This is a genomic window from Paenibacillus sp. FSL R7-0128 (assembly GCF_038002245.1).
In the GTDB taxonomy this organism is placed as follows: domain Bacteria; phylum Bacillota; class Bacilli; order Paenibacillales; family Paenibacillaceae; genus Paenibacillus_AQ; species Paenibacillus_AQ silagei.
Genome location: NZ_JBBOCD010000001.1, coordinates 7,034,549 through 7,051,716, shown reverse-complemented (window position 1 = coordinate 7,051,716; position 17,168 = coordinate 7,034,549). Strand labels below are relative to the sequence as shown.

Below are 17,168 nucleotides of genomic sequence, written 5' to 3'. Positions count from 1 at the left end.
AGCTGGGGGTAAGAGTTCGAGAGGTGTTCTTTGTAAGGAGGGGCCGTATGACTCTGTTCTTACATTCTTCTTATAAATATTCTCAATTTCGAGTAAATGGCCTACATTTCGAGATGAAAAGAGTCCTAAATTGGACACTTTGTAAAAATTAGTTACGGAAAAATGTTAACATCCTCCAAAATATGGGTAATAGAAACCGTTGGGCTTTTTTGTTGCCTAGTCTGCACTCTCATTATTGCTTAGGCGTATGCTTCCGAAAGATCTTTTGGTAAGAAGTCATGCAGTGAAGCCTATGCCCATCACACTCACAGGAGGATGAACAAAAGAATGAAGAAATTGTGGCGTGGCCTTACGGCCGGAGTACTTGGTATTTCAATGCTGCTTGGATCACTGGGAAGTGTGTCCGCAGCGCCTGCACCTAAGGATATTCAAGGACACTGGGCGCAGAAGCAACTGCAGAGCTGGCTGGATAAAGGATACCTGGGTGGTTATCCTGACGGAACGGTTAAGCCGAATAAGGCAATTACCCGTGGTGAATATGTGGCACTGATTAATCGTCTGTTCGGGTTCACCGAAGCAGCTACTCTTAACTTCACGGATGTGAAGAAATCCAATTGGGTCTACAGTGAAGTGGCTAAAGCTGTGAAGGCCGGTTATATTGGCGGGTATGAGAATAATACCTTCCGGGCCAACAACCCGCTCACCCGGCAGGAAGCAGCAGTTATTGCTGCCAAGCTGCTTAAGCTGAGTACAAGCTCTACTCCGCTTAAGTTCAAGGATAATGCCCAGATTGCGGCATGGGCCAAGGTGGCCGTAGCCTCAGCGGCTGAGAAGAAGATCATTAACGGTTATCCTGATGGAACCTTCGGTCCGAAGAAATCCCTTACCCGTGCCGAAGCGGTCGGAATTATAAGCAACTCAGTTGTGCATAAGCCGGCTACAGGCGGAGTAACGCCTACACCAGCACCGACAGCAACACCGGCTCCTTCTGCAACACCTGTGCCAAGCACCAGCCCAACAGCTACTCCAGCTCCTGGCGGCGGTAGTGGTGGCGGCACTGGCGGAGGCGGCGGTGGTGGCGGAGGCGGTAGCGTTACCTTGCCGTCTGTAAGCAACGTGACTTACGGCCATGTAGGTTCGGTTACCGCTGATGTATATGTTACGCCTTCTGTAACAGGAGCCGTGTATTATGTAGTTGCTCCATACAGCATGAACGTAACCGCACCAACTGCAGCACAAGTGAAAGACGGACTGATTAATGCTACAACAGCAGGCGTTCATTTCGGCCAAGTTGCGGCTACTGGCGGCACATCCGTTGCTTTCTCGGTGTATGGTCTGACTGCAAATACGGATTATACCGTTTACGTTGCCCTGGCTGACGCTTCTGGTAACTGGTCCGGCGTAACGCCGCTTCAATTGAAAACAGCACCAGGCAGCGCATGGTCGGTCGCTCAGGTGGGGATCACCAATGTAACAACAGTGTCTGCGGATGTATATGCTGCTTACGGGCAGACGGGTACACCGGTAACCCCTCTGAAATATGTGGTGGTTAAGGCAACAGATGCTGATCCAACGGCAATGCAGATTGCTAACGCACAGAACAGTGCGGGTGCTACATTAACAGCGCCTTGGGCTGGTACTCTTACAGGTAATCCAGTTGTGAAACACAGCATTAACCTGACTGGACTCACTGCCAATACAGCGTATAAAGTCTTCTTTATCACTGATTCTAATGGCACCTTGTCACCTGTAGAGCTTCTGCGGATTCACACGAAATAAGTAATCTTGATGAATGCAATCATTCATAATCTAGGCTTCAGCGTGAAATAATACAGCAATCAGTATTCGGTCCGGCGAGGGCGGCTTTATGCTCGAACCGGGCCGTTTGTTGTTACGGCAGGTCTGTTACATCTATTGTTAGGTGAATGTAAAGTCTGTCATGATTTGTTTTTTACTTAGCCCTGACAATTTGCTATAATGGAAAAGTAAACAAAGGAGGAGTGCCTTATGAAATTCAGCATTCGAGGTCAACAAATTGAAGTGACCGACGCTTTGAGAGACTATGTTGATAAGAAGCTCAGCAGACTTGAGAAGTATTTCGAAGCACCCCCTACCTCTGAAGGATATGTGACGCTTGGCGTCGTTCGCGGCCTTCATACGGTGGAAGTGACAATTCCTCTAGCTGGTGTGACGCTTCGTGCGGAAGACCGCAGCGATGATATGTATGCATCCATCGATGCCGTAGTGGACAAGCTGGAACGTCAGATCCGCAAGCACAAGACTAAGCTTAATCGCAAGTTCCGTCAGGAAGGCAGCCTGAAGACCTTGTTCGTTGAAGGTTCGGGCAGCGCCGTTGCTGTTGAAGAGCAGGAACAGGATTATGATGATCTTGAGGTTGTGCGGAACAAACGGTTCACCTTGAAGCCTATGGATGTGGAAGAAGCGATTCTGCAAATGAACATGATTGGACATACGTTCTTCGTGTTCTCCAACATTGACACTTCCGAAGTTAGCGTAGTATACAAACGCGATGACGGGAAGTACGGTCTGATCGAGCAGAACTAACCTCTGGACCGGGAATTGTTGGAATAAGCAAGGGCTTCGGTTCAGCCTAACGTGGACAATTAGACGAGTCCCTATTCGCCTGAAGCGAATAGGGCTCTTGTGCGTATATATAGAAGTTTCATTAAAATGCCATCTTCTGTCCTCATGTAAGGGGATTATACAGAATAAGGTTAGGGCGGCTTGTATTGCGGCTTCTCTTACAAACTGTTACAATTTATGAAGCAGCGGAATCGAAATCATATATGGCCCTTTCAATCTATGAGGATGGGCTCGGTTCCACCATCTGTGTTGCATGAAAGGGGTTAACCATGCTAGGACTTGTTAAGAAAATATTTGGCGACACTAATGAACGGGATGTCAAACGTCTGATGAAGACGGTCGAAGTAATTAATGGGCTGGAGCCGGATTTCGTATCGCTTACGGATGAAGAGCTGCAGGCGAAGACAGCGGAATTCCGCGCCCGTATTGAGAAAGGTGAGACCCTGGAAGAGATTCTTCCCGAGGCCTTTGCTACCGTACGCGAAGCTTCCAAACGGACGCTGGGCATGCGGCATTTTGACGTTCAGCTGGTTGGGGGTATGGCGCTGCATGAAGGCCGGATCTCCGAGATGAAGACCGGGGAAGGCAAGACACTGGTTGGAACGCTGCCGGTGTATTTGAATGCGCTGCTGGGTAAAGGCGTGCATGTCGTCACCGTAAATGATTATCTGGCTCAGCGCGACAGTGCGCAAATGGGACAAATCTATAACTTTCTGGGCATGAGCGTTGGGGTGAACCTGAACGGCATGGACCATAATGATAAACAAGCGGCATATGCCTGCGATATTACGTACGGCACGAATAATGAATTCGGATTCGACTATCTGCGCGACAACATGGTGCTCTATAAGGAACAGATGGTACAGCGCCCGCTCTACTTCTGTATTATTGACGAAGTCGATTCCATCCTTATTGATGAAGCGCGGACCCCTCTGATCATCTCCGGCCAGGCTGAGAAATCGACAGAGCTGTATTATGCAGCAGACCGTTTCGTGAAGAAGCTCACTGCCGAAGAGGATTACACCGTGGATATCAAGGTGAAGTCTGTAGCGCTCACTGAGAAGGGCGTGGCTACGGCTGAGCGTGCTTTTGGGATAGAGAATCTGTATGACCATAGCCATGTTACCTTGAACCATCATATTGTACAGGCCTTGAAGGCGAACGCTATTATGCGCCGGGATGTCGATTATGTGGTGAATGAAGACGAGGTTATGATCGTCGATGAGTTCACCGGCCGTCTGATGCAGGGACGTCGTTACAGCGACGGGCTGCACCAGGCTATTGAAGCGAAGGAAGAGATTGAAGTCCAGAATGAGAGTATGACGCTGGCTACCATCACCTTCCAGAACTACTTCCGGATGTACCGCAAGCTAGGCGGCATGACGGGTACTGCGAAGACGGAAGAAGAGGAATTCAAGAAGATCTATGGTCTTGAGGTTCTTCAGGTTCCTACGAATAAGCCGAATCAGCGTATTGATATGCCGGATGTGGTCTACAAAAGTGAAAACGGCAAGTTCAACGCTGTTGTCGCTGAAATTGTGGAACGCCACAAGAAGAATCAGCCGGTGCTGGTAGGTACGGTATCGATTGAGAACTCTGAACGCGTATCTGAAATGCTGAAGCGTAAGGGTGTAAGACACCAGGTGCTGAATGCGAAGCATCATGCTGCTGAAGCCGAAATTATCTCTTATGCCGGTCAGCCGGGAACCGTAACGATTGCCACGAACATGGCTGGACGCGGTACGGATATCGTACTGGGCGAAGGGGTAACCGATGTTGGCGGCCTGCATATTATTGGTACAGAACGCCATGAATCACGCCGGATTGATAACCAGCTTCGCGGCCGTGCCGGACGCCAGGGCGACCCGGGTTCGACACAGTTCTATCTGTCCCTCGGTGATGAGCTGATGAAGCGCTTCGGTGCGGACAATGTGCTGAACATGATGGACCGTCTTGGATTCGAGGAAGATCAGCCGATTGAGAGCCGTATGATTACCAAGGCTGTTGAATCTGCCCAGAAGCGGGTAGAAGGCAATAACTTCGACATCCGAAAAGTCGTATTGCAATACGATGACGTCATGAACCAGCAGCGTGAGATTATCTACAAGCAGCGCCGCGAAATTCTGGAGTCGGACAATATCAAAGACATCGTAGTGGAAATGATCAAGCCGGTTATCGACCGTATTGTGAATGCACACTGCAGTGACGATATCCCGGAGAACTGGGAGCTGCAAGAGGTTGCGGATTATGTGAACAGCAAGCTTTTGGAAGAAAATGAGCTGACCCGCGATGATCTGTGGGGCAAAGAAGTAGATGAAATGATCGAATTCATCTTCGCCCGTGTACTTGAGAAGTATTCTGCACGTGAAGAGCGTCTTGGCTCTGAGCTGGTACGTGAATTCGAGAAGGTTATTGTGCTTCGCTCCGTAGACAGCAAATGGATGGATCATATCGACGCCATGGATCAGCTTCGTCAGGGGATTCACCTCCGTGCTTACGGCGGTACCGATCCGCTGCGCGAATACCAATTCGAGGGCTTCGAGATGTTCAACGCCATGACAGCGAACATTCAGGAGGAAGTGGCGACCTACATTATGAAGGCGCACATCGAGACGAATCAGGAGCGCCAATCGGTAGTGGAGGAAGACAAGATCTCCACCAACGCAGAGCCTGCTGAGAAGCGTCCGGTGCATGTGGAATCTACGGTTGGCCGTAACGATCCATGCCCATGCGGCAGCGGCAAGAAGTATAAGAACTGCCACGGTCAGGCATAAGATATAGTAGAGCTAATGATAGCTGTTTTACTGTCTGGTGAAATAATGAGCAGGCGTTAAGCTGCGAGTACCTTTCACCCGATCGTACTTCCTGTTTTGTGCACTTGCACTTAGGTTATAATGACAATAAAAAGCGGCTGGGCCCGGGGGACTCCCCGTTTGCGGCCCGGCTGCTTTTTTGGGCTTGGAGTGGTCCGGACGCACAGCTGTGCGGCTGACGGGAATGTTCAGATGTTTTATGGCTGAGGTGGAAGTAACGGAGGGAAAGTTTGGAACTGCAGGAGCGGTAGCGTCCGCCTTTGTGCCCGGATTTTATCCGCTATGCGGTATAATCAATGAATCTGGGCACAACAGCGGCCGAAAGTCCAAACATTTCCCGCAGTTACGGCGTACACCTGGCCATGTAGCAGCTGAAGCGAAGCTACAGCAGCATAGATGGCCGTCCATACCGGTAAGCCCAAACCGGCAGCCCGGCGCAATATTCAATTATGAAAGGTGATGTGATCCAATTGATCGATCCTAATGTGAAGCAGGACCTGCGTGAAATGGGCAAGAAATTAACCAACCTTAGGGGGTCACTTTGACTTAGACCTGAAGCTGGAGATGATAGCGAACTTCGAAGAGAAGATGGCGGCTCCCGGGTTCTGGGATGATCCCGATCAGGCGCAGAGCGTGATTGGCGAGATGAATGCCGTGAAGTCGGTGGTTGATCAATTTGAGAAGCTCCAGCAGGATTATGACGATGCTGCCATGATGGCGGAGCTGGCCGATGAGGAAGGCGACGACGCACTGGCTGAAGAGATAGCCGGAACGATCCGCAGTATAAGTGCCCGAGTGGATGAGTTCGAGCTGCAGCTGCTGCTCAATCAGCCGTACGATAAGCTGAATGCCATTCTGGAGCTCCATCCGGGGGCAGGCGGTACCGAGTCTCAGGACTGGGGCCAAATGCTGCTGCGCATGTACACACGCTGGGCGGAGAAGCGGGGCTTCAAGGTAGATGTGCTGGATTATCTGCCGGGCGATGAAGCGGGAATCAAGAGTGTAACTTTGTTAATTAAGGGCCACAATGTATATGGGTACCTCAAGGCAGAGAAGGGCGTGCACCGGCTGGTGCGCATTTCGCCTTTTGACTCCTCAGGCAGACGGCATACCTCCTTCGTATCCTGCGATGTGGTACCGGAGATTGCAGACGATGTCGAGGTGGATATCCGCACAGAGGATCTGAAGATTGATACGTACCGGGCCAGCGGCGCGGGCGGTCAGCACATCAATACTACCGACTCCGCGGTGCGGATTACGCATATACCAACCGGCGTGGTGGTCACCTGTCAGAATGAGCGTTCCCAGATCAAGAACCGGGAGCAGGCGATGAAGATGCTGCGTTCCAAGCTCTATGAGCGCAAAATCCAGGAACAGCAGGCACATCTGGACGAGATCCGCGGGGAACAATCCGAGATTGCCTGGGGCAGCCAGATTCGTTCCTACGTATTCCATCCTTACAGCATGGTGAAGGATCACCGCACCTCTGTGGAGACAGGCAACGTTGGAGCTGTAATGGACGGGGATCTGGACGGGTTCATTGACGGGTATCTGCGGAGCCAGATCAAGACGGAAGCTGAATAAAAGTAATCAAATTCCTACGCGTCTTCGGAGGTGTAGGAATTTTTGTCTGAACATAAAGGAGTCCGGCCAACCATGCAAAAAATCAATTCACGCAACAAACCTCCGCTCATTCCCTTGAACGGACCGCTGCGTCATACGGTGGACATTGCGCTTATTCTGATCGGCTCGCTGATCACAGGGCTGGCGTTCAACCTGTTCTTCCTCCCGAACCGGATTGCATCCGGCGGGGTGTCGGGGCTGTCGGTACTGGCTGAGGCCTGGTTTGGGGCAGAGCCTGCTTTTACCCAGTGGGCGCTTAATATTCCGCTCTTCATTCTCGGCGTAATCTTCCTCGGCAAACAGTACGGCATCCGCTCTCTGCTGGGCAGCTTTGTGCTGCCGCTGTTTATCTTCCTGACGAAGGACGGGCCTGTGCCGACCACGAATCCGCTCCTGGCCTCTATCTATGGAGGAATTGGTGTGGGTCTCGGTCTGGGCCTCGTCTTCCGGGGGCGCGGCTCTACGGGCGGACTGACCATTGCGGCACAGATTATTCAAAAGCTAACCGGCTTCAGCTTCTCGCTGTCTGTCGTGCTGCTGGATGGTACGGTGATTACCTTGGCGGCTTTTGTGCTGGGGATGGAGCAGGCGATGTATGCACTGATCGGGCTGTTCGTCACCGGCCGGGTGATCAACGCGCTGGAGGTGGGCTTCAGCACCACGAAGGTGGCGTATATCATCTCGGATCACACAGAGGACATCTCGCAGGCGATTCTGAATGATCTGGACCGCGGGCTGACCAAACTGAATGCGCAAGGCGGCTATACCGGGGATAACCGTACGGTGCTGATGGTCGTGGTAGGCCAGAATGAAATTACCAGGCTCAAGGCGATCGTCCGCTCGGTGGACCCGGCTGCATTTGTGATTATTACCGAGGCTCATGAGGTGCTGGGCGAAGGTTTCAAAAGAGAAGCGTAGACTCCCTTAAGGGGGCTCTGCGCTTCTTTTGATATATTGTAGTGAATAGGATAACCCTGCGTTTCTTCTTGTGCGCCAGCTGAATAAAGTTAACGCAACGTGTTGTATTTATATTAATTCGGTCGTATAATAATACATATTTGCAGGACGGTTATGCATGAGCGATAATGATAGAAATGAGAAACGGGAAGCGGGGATGACAGTGACAGACAAGCTGAGAGCGGCGATTGTCGGATCAACGGGTTATGGGGGCGTGGAGCTGATCAGGCTGCTGCAGAGCCACCCTGATATAGAGATTACTTCAGTGATTTCCTCTTCGAGTGCGGGTGCGCCGATTGAGGAGGGTTTTCCGCATCTCACGGGAGTGGTGCAGCGTAAGCTGGATGGTGTAGATGCAGCAGAGATTGCAAGCAGAGCGGATGTTGTATTCACTGCTACCCCTTCAGGAGTGAGTGCGAAGCTGGTGCCCGGGCTGCTTGAGGCAGGACTCAAGGTTGTCGATCTGTCGGGGGACTTCCGGCTCAAGGATGGTGCGGAGTATGAGCAGTGGTATAAGCATCCGGCTCCTCCGGCAGCGTATCTGGAGCAGGCGGTATACGGGTTATGCGAGGTGTACGGCGAACGTGCGGCCGGAGTGGACTTTATCTCGAATCCGGGATGTTACCCGACAGCTACGCTGCTGGGGCTGGTTCCGGCGCTGGAGGCAGGCTGGATCAAGCCGGACAGCATCATTATTGATGCGAAATCCGGGGTGTCCGGGGCAGGGCGGGGAACGAGCCTGATGGTGCATTTTGCCGAGATGAATGAGAACTTCAAAGCCTACAAAATCAACAAGCATCAGCATATCCCGGAAATTGAACAGGTGCTTACCGATATTGCCGGGGAGAAAGTCACCGTAACCTTCACTACCCATCTGGTGCCGATGACCCGGGGGATTATGACTACGATGTATGCCGGACTGAATGGTGAACATAGTGAACAGGAACTCGTAGATTTATATCGTAAATATTATGCAGGCAGACCGTATGTGCGGGTGCGTGAGCCCGGCGTGGTTCCGGCGACGAAGGAAGTCAGCGGCTCGAATTACTGCGATATCGGCTTCGCCACAGACGCACGTACCGGACGGGTTACCATTGTGTCGGTCATCGACAATATCGTTAAAGGCGCCGCAGGGCAAGCGATTCAGAACCTCAATTTGATGATGGGATGGGAGGAAACCCGCGGGCTTGGTTACACACCAGTGTATCCATAAGCGCAAGCGGTCAAACAATATCATGAGTGAGCAACCACTATATACCGTCGTAGAAGGCGGAAGTATTACTGCACCTAAGGGCTTCACCTCCGGTGGCCTGCACTGCGGTCTCAAAAAAACTGAGCGTAATGACCTCGGCGCAATTCTCTGTGAGGTGCCTGCTACGGCCGCTGCGGTGTATACGACCAATGTGTTTCAGGCGGCTCCGCTGAAGGTTACGCGGGAGAGTCTGGCGGACGGAACGCTGCAGGCGGTAATCGTGAACAGCGGTAACGCCAATGCTTGTACAGGGGACCAGGGCGAGGCGGATGCATATGAGATGCGTGCGGCGGCTGCCCGTTATTTGGGCGTGAATGAGCTGGATGTTGCTGTCGCTTCCACGGGAGTAATCGGGGAACTGCTGAAGATGGACTGTGTGCGCAGCGGGATTGCCGGACTGCCGGAGAAGCTGGACGCGGGCGCTGCCGGTGCGGAGGAATTCAGCCAGGCCATTCTGACTACCGATCTGGTCAAAAAAGAAAGCTGCGTAAAAGTAACGGTAGGCGGTACTGAGGTTACGATTGCCGGAGCGGCGAAGGGTTCCGGGATGATTCACCCGAATATGGCGACGATGCTGGGCTTCATGACCACCGATGCGCTCATTGACGGCGAGGATCTGCTTAGTCTGCTGCGAAGCGCGACGAACACTACTTTTAATATGATTACAGTGGATGGTGACACCAGTACGAACGATATGCTGGTCACTATGGCCAGCGGTCTTGCCGGTAATGAGAAGCTGACGCGGCTGCATGCGGACTGGGAGGCTTTTGCAGCGGCGTTCACCCATGTGTGCCAGAGCCTGGCCATGGCGATTGCCCGTGACGGCGAAGGGGCCACGAAGCTGATTGAGGTGCAGGTGAACGGGGCGGTGCATGATGAGGCTGCTGCGGCGATTGCCAAGACCGTGGTCGGCTCAAGCCTGGTGAAGTCGGCGATCTTCGGCGCGGATGCCAACTGGGGGCGGATTATCGCGGCCGTAGGGCGCGCGGGCGTTCCGGTATCGCCGGAGCGGGTAGATATTAAGCTGGGAGAGATCGAGGTGCTGCGCGGATCACGTCCGGTGGCTTTTGATGAGGAGCAGGCACTGCATTATCTGCAAAAAAGCGATACCGTGCTGATCACGGTAACCTTGTCAGACGGCAGCGGGCAGGCTACAGCCTGGGGCTGTGACCTGACTTATGATTATGTGCGGATTAATGCGGCTTACCGCACGTAGTGCAGATAGGCTCACCGGATTACAACAGCGGCCGAAAGCCGACTAAGCTTTTACGTACAGGGGGCAGGGAGATGACAGTAGAACCGATAGAGCCTCAGGCGCAGGCGGAGGCCGCCGGGCTGTTCGTAATGAAATGCGGGGGGAGTACGCTGGCGGCGCTGCCTGATTCATTCTTCGAGGATCTGCGCGAGCTTCAGGCCAGCGGAAATCAGCCTGTAATCGTGCATGGCGGCGGCCCGGCGATCTCCGGCAATCTGGAGAAGCTCGGCATTGAGAGCCGCTTCGTGAACGGTCTGCGGGTAACGACGGAAGAGGTGCTGGATGTGGTCGAGATGACCCTGTCCGGCAGCATCAACAAGGCGATTGTCCGCCGAATTCAGGCCAGCGGGGGGCAGGCACTCGGGTTGTCCGGCGTTGACGGCAACCTGATCATGGCGCACCCGGTGGCCAATCACGATGAAGTGGGTCTGGTGGGTGAAGTGACCGGTGTTCGAGCGGAGATTGTGACGGGTATCCTCGCGATGGGCTATATTCCGGTGATTGCACCTGTCGGTGTAGACGGCGAAGGACAGCGGTATAACATCAATGCGGATACCGCTGCCGGAGCGGTGGCTTCTTATATAGGGTCACCGAGTATGATCGTGGTTACGGATGTGCCGGGCATTATGCGGACGGTGGACGGGGAGAAGGTGGTGCTTCCGTCCGTAACGGTGGCACAGATCGAAGCGCTGATTGAGAACGGCGAAATCTACGGCGGAATGATTCCCAAGGTGCGTGCCGCGATGGACTGCATCCAGGGCCAGGTGTCCGAGGTTATTATTGTAGACGGCAAAGAGCCGCGTGTACTCAGCCGGGTGCTGAAGGGCGAAGCGCTGGGCACGCGGATTGTAAGAGCATAGATAGGCTGGAAGAATAATAAGACGCGCTGACGGGAAGCCGGCAGCAGCATGGTGGGAGAGTGACTAAGAATGAGTGAGCTTACGCAAACGGACAAGAATTCTTTGACAGGGGCGCTGCAGGAACGTTCAGCGGGAACGGACGGGCAGGGGGCCGCTCCTGCCAAGCTGAGTGCGGTATTCCCGTCTTACGCCAGATATGACCTCAGTCTGGTCAAAGGCAAAGGCAGCTGGGTATGGGATGAGCAGGGTAACAAGTATCTGGACTTCATGTGCGGACTTGCGGTAACGAGTCTGGGCCATGCGCCGGAGAAGGTCGGTGCGAAGCTCAAGGAGCAGATTGATACGCTGTGGCATGTCTCGAACCTGTTCCACATTCCGGGCCAGGACCGGGTAGCTGCGCTGCTGACAGAGAATAGCTGTGCGGATCAGGTTTTCTTCTGCAACAGCGGAGCGGAAGCGAATGAAGCGGCCATCAAGCTGGCGCGCCGGTATCACCAGAAGGTAAGAGGTGTTGACCGCTACGAAGTCATTACGTTCGAGCAGTCCTTCCACGGCCGTACGCTGGCTACTCTGACAGCCACTGGGCAGGCAAAGGTCAAGGAAGGCTTCCTGCCGCTTCCGGCGGGCTTCAAGACAGTGCCACTGCATGATCTGGAGGCGCTGAAAGCCGCCATTACGGAGCATACGGCAGCGATTATGCTGGAGATGGTGCTGGCGGAAGGCGGCATTATTGTAGTAGAGCAGGAATTCCTGGATGGAGTTGTGGCACTGTGCAAGGAGCACGGGCTGCTGCTCATCGTGGACGAGGTGCAGACCGGCATGGGCCGTACGGGCAAGCTGTTCGCTCATCAGCATTACGGCATTGAGCCGGACATCTTCACCTTGGCCAAAGGTGTGGCGAGCGGCTTCCCGGCCGGTGTGATGCTCGGTAAAGGCTATCTGCGCGAGGCCTTCAGCCCGGGCAGCCACGCCAGTACCTTCGGCGGCACCCCGCTGGCGGCAGCGGTGATGGAAGCAACCATTGAGACCATGCTCGAAGATAAGCTGCCCGAGCGGGCGGCGGAGATGGGCGAATACTTAAGCGGACAGCTTAGAGCGAAGCTGGCGGACACTTCTTTTGTGAAGGAGATTCGCGGCAAAGGCCTGCTGATCGGCATCGAGTGCCAGGAGCCGGTAGCCGAGATCGTTCTCGCCGGACAGAAGCGCGGACTGCTGTTCGTTCAGGCTGGTCCGGATGTGATCCGGCTGCTGCCTAATCTGTATGTCAGCACCGATGAAATTGATCGGGCGGTGGACATCCTATCGGAACTAATTCATACTTATGCTAACAAAGTAAACGGGGAGGCAAATTGATGAGTCACGGTACACCAGGCGTAACAGAGACGATTGCCGCACAGCTCAAAGGCCGTGATTTGCTGGAGCTGAATGATTACAGCCCGGAGGAAATCACGTATTTGATTGACCTCGCGATTGAGCTGAAGCGCAAGCAGAAGAACGGTGAGGTCTACCAGCCGTTGCTGGGGAAGACGATCGGCCTTATATTCGAGAAATCCTCTACCCGTACACGGGTGTCGTTCGAAGTGGGGATGTATCAGCTGGGCGGACATGCACTGTTCCTAAGCAAAAATGATATTCAGCTGGGCCGCGGCGAGACGGTTGGTGATACCGCCCAGGTCATGTCGCGTTATCTGGACGGTATCATGATCCGTACGTTCGGCCATGATAAAGTGGAAGATTTGGCGCGGTATGCCTCAGTGCCTGTAATCAACGGCCTCAGCGATCTTGCGCATCCCTGCCAGGTGCTGGCAGACTACCAGACTGTATACGAGCACAAGGGCAAGCTGAAGGGCCTCAAGCTGGCGTACATCGGCGACGGCAATAATATGGCCCATTCTCTGCTGATCGGTGGCGCCAAGCTGGGTGTGCATGTCGCGGTTGCCGGACCGGAAGGCTACGAGCCGGACGAGGCTGTCGTGGCCGAGGCGCGTGAGATCGCCAAGGAGACAGGCTCGGTCATCACTGTGACCCGCAGCCCGCAGGAGGCGGTACAGGACGCTGATGTGATCTATACGGATGTCTGGGCAAGCATGGGCTTCGAGGCCGAGCAGCTGGCGCGTGAAGCGGCGTTCAAGGACTATCAGGTCAACGAGGAGCTGGTGAAAGGCGCGAAGAGCGATTATCTGTTCCTGCACTGCCTGCCGGCCCACCGGGAGGAAGAGGTCAGCACCGGCGTCATCGACGGCCCGAACTCCGTGATCTTCGATCAGGCGGAGAACCGCCTGCATGCGCAGAAGGCGCTTATGGCGGCTTTGATGGGCTAGATGCAGATGTAGCCTAGCAGAGCCATCAGGAGGCCAGATATGAGTTCATTCCACAAATGCGCTAATGTATGAAGTTGACGTTCGAAGCGGACTTTCAGAGATAAGTGTATTATGTGCAATTAAAAACAGTGAAAAGTAAGATTTTTCTCTTCTAACTGTAGTTTGTACAACTAAATCTGCCCGAATGGGCGAGAATTCAGGTATAGAGGCATTTTAATTGCACGAACTACAGCTAAACGCACATTCGGCGTTATATCAGCCAATTTAGTTGTACAGATTGCAATTAAGTCCACCCAGGGCACCTTAATCGGGCACAGCCAACCCTCAGCAAGAGTTGGGTTGAAGTAATTTAATTATATATACACAACACATATATAAGATAAACTTAGGTACGGAGCGTTGGATTTCCGGTGCATAGCAGCGAAGTGAAAGTTTGGAACTGTAGGAGCGTCAGCGTCCGCCTTTGTCTACGGATTTCAACTGCGAACAGCGGTATAAATCAAGAAATCTGTAGACAACAGCGGCCGGAAGTCCAAACATTTCATGCAGCTGCGTCCAAGCACCGGATGTCTATACGCAAAGCTTGAAGTTGATCTTATAATCACCCTCCACACCGAAAGGAAGCTAAACCCCCATGCCAAAAGAAAAAATTGTACTCGCCTATTCCGGCGGGCTGGATACCTCAGTCATTCTGAAATGGCTGAAAGAAACGTATGATGCGGAGATTATTGCTTTTACAGCGGATATTGGTCAGAAGGAAGAATTGGACGGTCTGGAGGAAAAAGCACTCGCCACCGGCGCCTCCAAAGTCTACATCGATGATCTGCGCGACGAGTTCGCGAATGACTTCATCTACCCGATGTTTCAGGCGGGCGCACTCTATGAGGGACAATATCTGCTGGGCACCAGCATTGCCCGTCCGCTGATCGCCAAGCGCATGGTGGATATCGCTATCGCCGAAGGCGCTACAGCCATTGCCCATGGAGCTACAGGTAAAGGGAATGACCAGGTGCGTTTTGAACTTAATGCCGCTGCATTGTCACCGAGCATTAAGGTAATTGCGCCTTGGCGTCTGGAAGAGTTCCGCAACCAGTTCCCGGGCCGTGCGGAGATGATCGCTTACGCCGAAGCCAACGGTATTCCGGTACAAGCCTCAGCGGCTAAGCCGTACTCGATGGACCGCAATCTGCTGCATATCAGCTATGAGAGTGGCGTGCTGGAAGATCCTTGGTTCGATCCAAGCGCACCGGAGAACAAGGAAATGTTCCTGCTCTCGAATGCGCCGGAGGATGCGCCGGACGAGGCGGAATATCTGGAGCTGGACTTCCTCAAAGGTGACTGCGTAGCGCTGAACGGCGAAGCGCTATCCCCGCTGCAAGTGATGGAGAAGCTGAATGAGCTGGGCGGCAAGCATGGGATTGGACGCGTGGATATGGTCGAGAACCGTTTTGTCGGCATGAAGAGCCGCGGCGTGTACGAGACTCCGGGCGGCACGATTCTGTTCACCGCTCACCGTAAAATGGAATCGATTACCATGGACCGTGAAGTGATGAACCTGCGTGACAGCCTGATCACCCGTTACAGCACGCTGGTGTATAACGGCTTCTGGTTCGCACCGGAGCGGATTGCAATGCAGGCCCTGGTGAAGGAGAGCCAGAAGAATGTGACCGGTACGGTACGCGTGAAGCTCTACAAGGGCAACATCATCGGCGCCGGAGTGAAGAGTCCGGTCAGCCTGTACAACCCGGATATCGCCACTATGGAGGCAGATCCTACCCAGGCCTACGACCAGGGCGATGCGACCGGCTTCATCCGTCTGAATGCCCTGCGTCTGAAGGTATCGGCGGGCGTAGCAGAATCCAATAAATAAGTAGCAGCATATAAAAGCGGACACAAGAAGGCCGTTCCTCCCAACCGGACAGGGGCGGCCCTTCTAACGTCTATCGAGGAGGAACAACAGGTGAGCAAGCTGTGGGGCGGACGTTTTACCAAAGGAACGAACAAGCTGGTAGAGGAATATACGGCTTCTATCGAGTTCGATAAAGTGCTGGCGGAAGAGGATGTGCAGGGCAGTCTGGCCCATGTCACGATGCTGGGCAAATGCGGAATTCTGCCGCTGGAGGATGTGGAGACGATCAAGGCCGGGCTGAATAAGGTGCTGGACAAGGTGCGTGCGGGGGAGATTGTATTCTCGGTTGCCGATGAAGATATCCACATGAATATTGAAAAGAACCTGATCGAACAGATCGGCCCGGTCGGCGGCAAGCTGCACACCGGCCGCAGCCGCAACGATCAGGTGGCGACAGATATGCACCTCTACCTGCGTAACCGCGTGGTTGAGCTGGTCGCGCTGCTGCACGAGCTGCAGGGTGCGCTGATCGGGCAGGCCAAGGATAACCTGGAGACCATCGTTCCAGGATACACACACCTGCAGCGGGCACAGCCGATTCTGTTCGCGCATCATCTGCTGGCCTACGTGTCGATGTTCCGCCGCGATGCGGAGCGCCTGACCGACAGCTACAAGCGGATTAACGTGCTGCCGCTGGGTGCCGGGGCGCTGGCGGGAACCACGTTCGCGATTGACCGCCACTTTGTGGCTGAGCAGCTTGGTTTTGACGGGGTCTATGAGAACAGTCTGGATGCGGTCAGCGATCGCGACTTCATCGTGGAGTTCCTGGCGAATGCATCGCTCGTGATGACTCATCTATCCCGGCTCAGCGAAGAGCTGGTGCTGTGGAGCAGCACGGAATTCAGCTTCGTGGAGCTGGATGATGCCTTCTGCACCGGCAGCAGCATCATGCCGCAGAAGAAGAACCCGGATGTGCCGGAGCTGGTACGCGGCAAGACAGGCCGTGTCTACGGCAACCTGATCGGACTGCTGACCGTGCTGAAGTCGCTGCCGCTGGCCTATAACAAGGACATGCAGGAAGATAAAGAAGGCATGTTCGATACAGTAGCTACCCTTACAGGGGCCTTGCAGCTGTTCGCACCGATGATCTCCACCATGAAGGTGAACAAGGAGCGGATGCGTGAAGCGGTGAACACGGACTTCTCCAACGCGACCGATATCGCTGACTTCCTGGTGGGCAAAGGCCTGCCGTTCCGTCAGGCGCATGAGGTGATCGGCAAGACCGTCCTGTATTGCATCAACCAGGGCAAGTTCCTGCTGGATCTGACGCTGGACGAATTCAAGCAGTTCTCGCCGCTGTTCGACGATCAGATCTATGCGGTGCTCCAGCCGGAGGCCGTGGTGAACGCCCGTAATGTCTACGGCGGTACCGCCACGGTTCAGGTGCAGGCCGCCATCGGGCGGGCCGAAGCGGACCTGACAGCTGCGGGTGAATGGGTGAAGCAGCATGGCGGAGCCGTGTAACCTATATGCAGGTCGTCTGCACTGCCCGCTGGAGGCAGAGGATTACTGAAGGCATTAGAGACTGTCATTTGCAGCGGAAGCTGCAGAAGGGCAGTCTTTTTTCAATAGAC

The 17,168-nt window shown here is 54.0% G+C and carries 12 protein-coding genes; all 12 read left to right on the top strand.

The window, feature by feature from the left end:
• Positions 1 to 327: 327 nt before the first annotated feature.
• The 12 genes from NST26_RS30055 to argH all read left to right on the top strand — a co-directional run bounded on the left by NST26_RS30055 (position 328) and on the right by argH (position 17,058).
• Positions 328 to 1,779 (top strand): S-layer homology domain-containing protein, encoded by a 1,452-nt coding sequence (locus NST26_RS30055; RefSeq protein ID WP_340957713.1) that lies wholly within the window; start codon positions 328 to 330, stop codon positions 1,777 to 1,779.
• A gap of 228 nt (positions 1,780 to 2,007) precedes the next feature.
• Positions 2,008 to 2,565 carry a ribosome hibernation-promoting factor, HPF/YfiA family gene (gene hpf, locus NST26_RS30050; RefSeq protein WP_036721235.1) on the top strand — a complete coding sequence of 186 codons (558 nt, stop codon included), beginning with the start codon at positions 2,008 to 2,010 and terminating at the stop codon, positions 2,563 to 2,565.
• Between the two features lie 308 nt (positions 2,566 to 2,873).
• Positions 2,874 to 5,378, top strand: a complete 2,505-nt coding sequence (gene secA / locus NST26_RS30045; protein WP_036721232.1) for a preprotein translocase subunit SecA — start codon at positions 2,874 to 2,876, stop codon at positions 5,376 to 5,378.
• Between the two features lie 488 nt (positions 5,379 to 5,866).
• Positions 5,867 to 7,001 (top strand): peptide chain release factor 2 gene (prfB, locus tag NST26_RS30040; protein WP_340980510.1). Its coding sequence is split into 2 segments (ribosomal slippage): positions 5,867 to 5,959 and positions 5,961 to 7,001, totalling 1,134 coding nucleotides; the frame shifts between segments, so codons are not numbered across the junction.
• Between the two features lie 72 nt (positions 7,002 to 7,073).
• Positions 7,074 to 7,958: a YitT family protein gene (locus NST26_RS30035; protein ID WP_339251791.1), complete on the top strand. Its 885-nt coding sequence runs from the start codon at positions 7,074 to 7,076 to the stop codon at positions 7,956 to 7,958.
• A gap of 196 nt (positions 7,959 to 8,154) precedes the next feature.
• Entirely contained in the window at positions 8,155 to 9,210 is a 1,056-nt protein-coding gene (argC, locus tag NST26_RS30030; protein WP_445323384.1) for an N-acetyl-gamma-glutamyl-phosphate reductase, read from the top strand.
• Positions 9,211 to 9,232: 22 nt separating this feature from the next.
• Positions 9,233 to 10,465 carry a bifunctional ornithine acetyltransferase/N-acetylglutamate synthase gene (gene argJ / locus NST26_RS30025; protein WP_340980509.1) on the top strand — a complete coding sequence of 411 codons (1,233 nt, stop codon included), beginning with the start codon at positions 9,233 to 9,235 and terminating at the stop codon, positions 10,463 to 10,465.
• Positions 10,466 to 10,536: 71 nt separating this feature from the next.
• On the top strand, positions 10,537 to 11,364 hold the full coding sequence (gene argB / locus NST26_RS30020) for an acetylglutamate kinase (RefSeq protein ID WP_340980508.1): 828 nt from the start codon (positions 10,537 to 10,539) through the stop codon (positions 11,362 to 11,364).
• 69 nt (positions 11,365 to 11,433) lie between these two features.
• Positions 11,434 to 12,717 (top strand): aspartate aminotransferase family protein, encoded by a 1,284-nt coding sequence (locus NST26_RS30015; RefSeq protein ID WP_340980507.1) that lies wholly within the window; start codon positions 11,434 to 11,436, stop codon positions 12,715 to 12,717.
• A complete protein-coding gene (argF, locus tag NST26_RS30010) occupies positions 12,717 to 13,685 on the top strand; it encodes an ornithine carbamoyltransferase (protein WP_339251784.1) in 969 nt (322 codons plus the stop codon). The genes NST26_RS30015 and argF overlap by 1 nt, the downstream gene beginning before the upstream one ends.
• Before the next feature lie 634 nt (positions 13,686 to 14,319).
• Positions 14,320 to 15,555 carry an argininosuccinate synthase gene (locus NST26_RS30005; RefSeq protein WP_209868392.1) on the top strand — a complete coding sequence of 412 codons (1,236 nt, stop codon included), beginning with the start codon at positions 14,320 to 14,322 and terminating at the stop codon, positions 15,553 to 15,555.
• A 90-nt stretch (positions 15,556 to 15,645) separates the two neighbouring features.
• On the top strand, positions 15,646 to 17,058 hold the full coding sequence (argH, locus tag NST26_RS30000; RefSeq protein WP_340957720.1) for an argininosuccinate lyase: 1,413 nt from the start codon (positions 15,646 to 15,648) through the stop codon (positions 17,056 to 17,058).
• Positions 17,059 to 17,168 lie beyond the last annotated feature (110 nt).

What these genes read in the sequence shown, in the direction of transcription:
- NST26_RS30055 (WP_340957713.1), top strand. Translation starts at nt 328, where the DNA reads ATGAAGAAATTGTGGCGTGGCCTTACGGCCGGAGTACTTGGTATTTCA.
- hpf (WP_036721235.1), top strand. Translation starts at nt 2,008, where the DNA reads ATGAAATTCAGCATTCGAGGTCAACAAATTGAAGTGACCGACGCTTTG.
- secA (WP_036721232.1), top strand. Translation starts at nt 2,874, where the DNA reads ATGCTAGGACTTGTTAAGAAAATATTTGGCGACACTAATGAACGGGAT.
- NST26_RS30035 (WP_339251791.1), top strand. Translation starts at nt 7,074, where the DNA reads ATGCAAAAAATCAATTCACGCAACAAACCTCCGCTCATTCCCTTGAAC.
- argC (WP_445323384.1), top strand. Translation starts at nt 8,155, where the DNA reads ATGACAGTGACAGACAAGCTGAGAGCGGCGATTGTCGGATCAACGGGT.
- argJ (WP_340980509.1), top strand. Translation starts at nt 9,233, where the DNA reads ATGAGTGAGCAACCACTATATACCGTCGTAGAAGGCGGAAGTATTACT.
- argB (WP_340980508.1), top strand. Translation starts at nt 10,537, where the DNA reads ATGACAGTAGAACCGATAGAGCCTCAGGCGCAGGCGGAGGCCGCCGGG.
- NST26_RS30015 (WP_340980507.1), top strand. Translation starts at nt 11,434, where the DNA reads ATGAGTGAGCTTACGCAAACGGACAAGAATTCTTTGACAGGGGCGCTG.
- argF (WP_339251784.1), top strand. Translation starts at nt 12,717, where the DNA reads ATGAGTCACGGTACACCAGGCGTAACAGAGACGATTGCCGCACAGCTC.
- NST26_RS30005 (WP_209868392.1), top strand. Translation starts at nt 14,320, where the DNA reads ATGCCAAAAGAAAAAATTGTACTCGCCTATTCCGGCGGGCTGGATACC.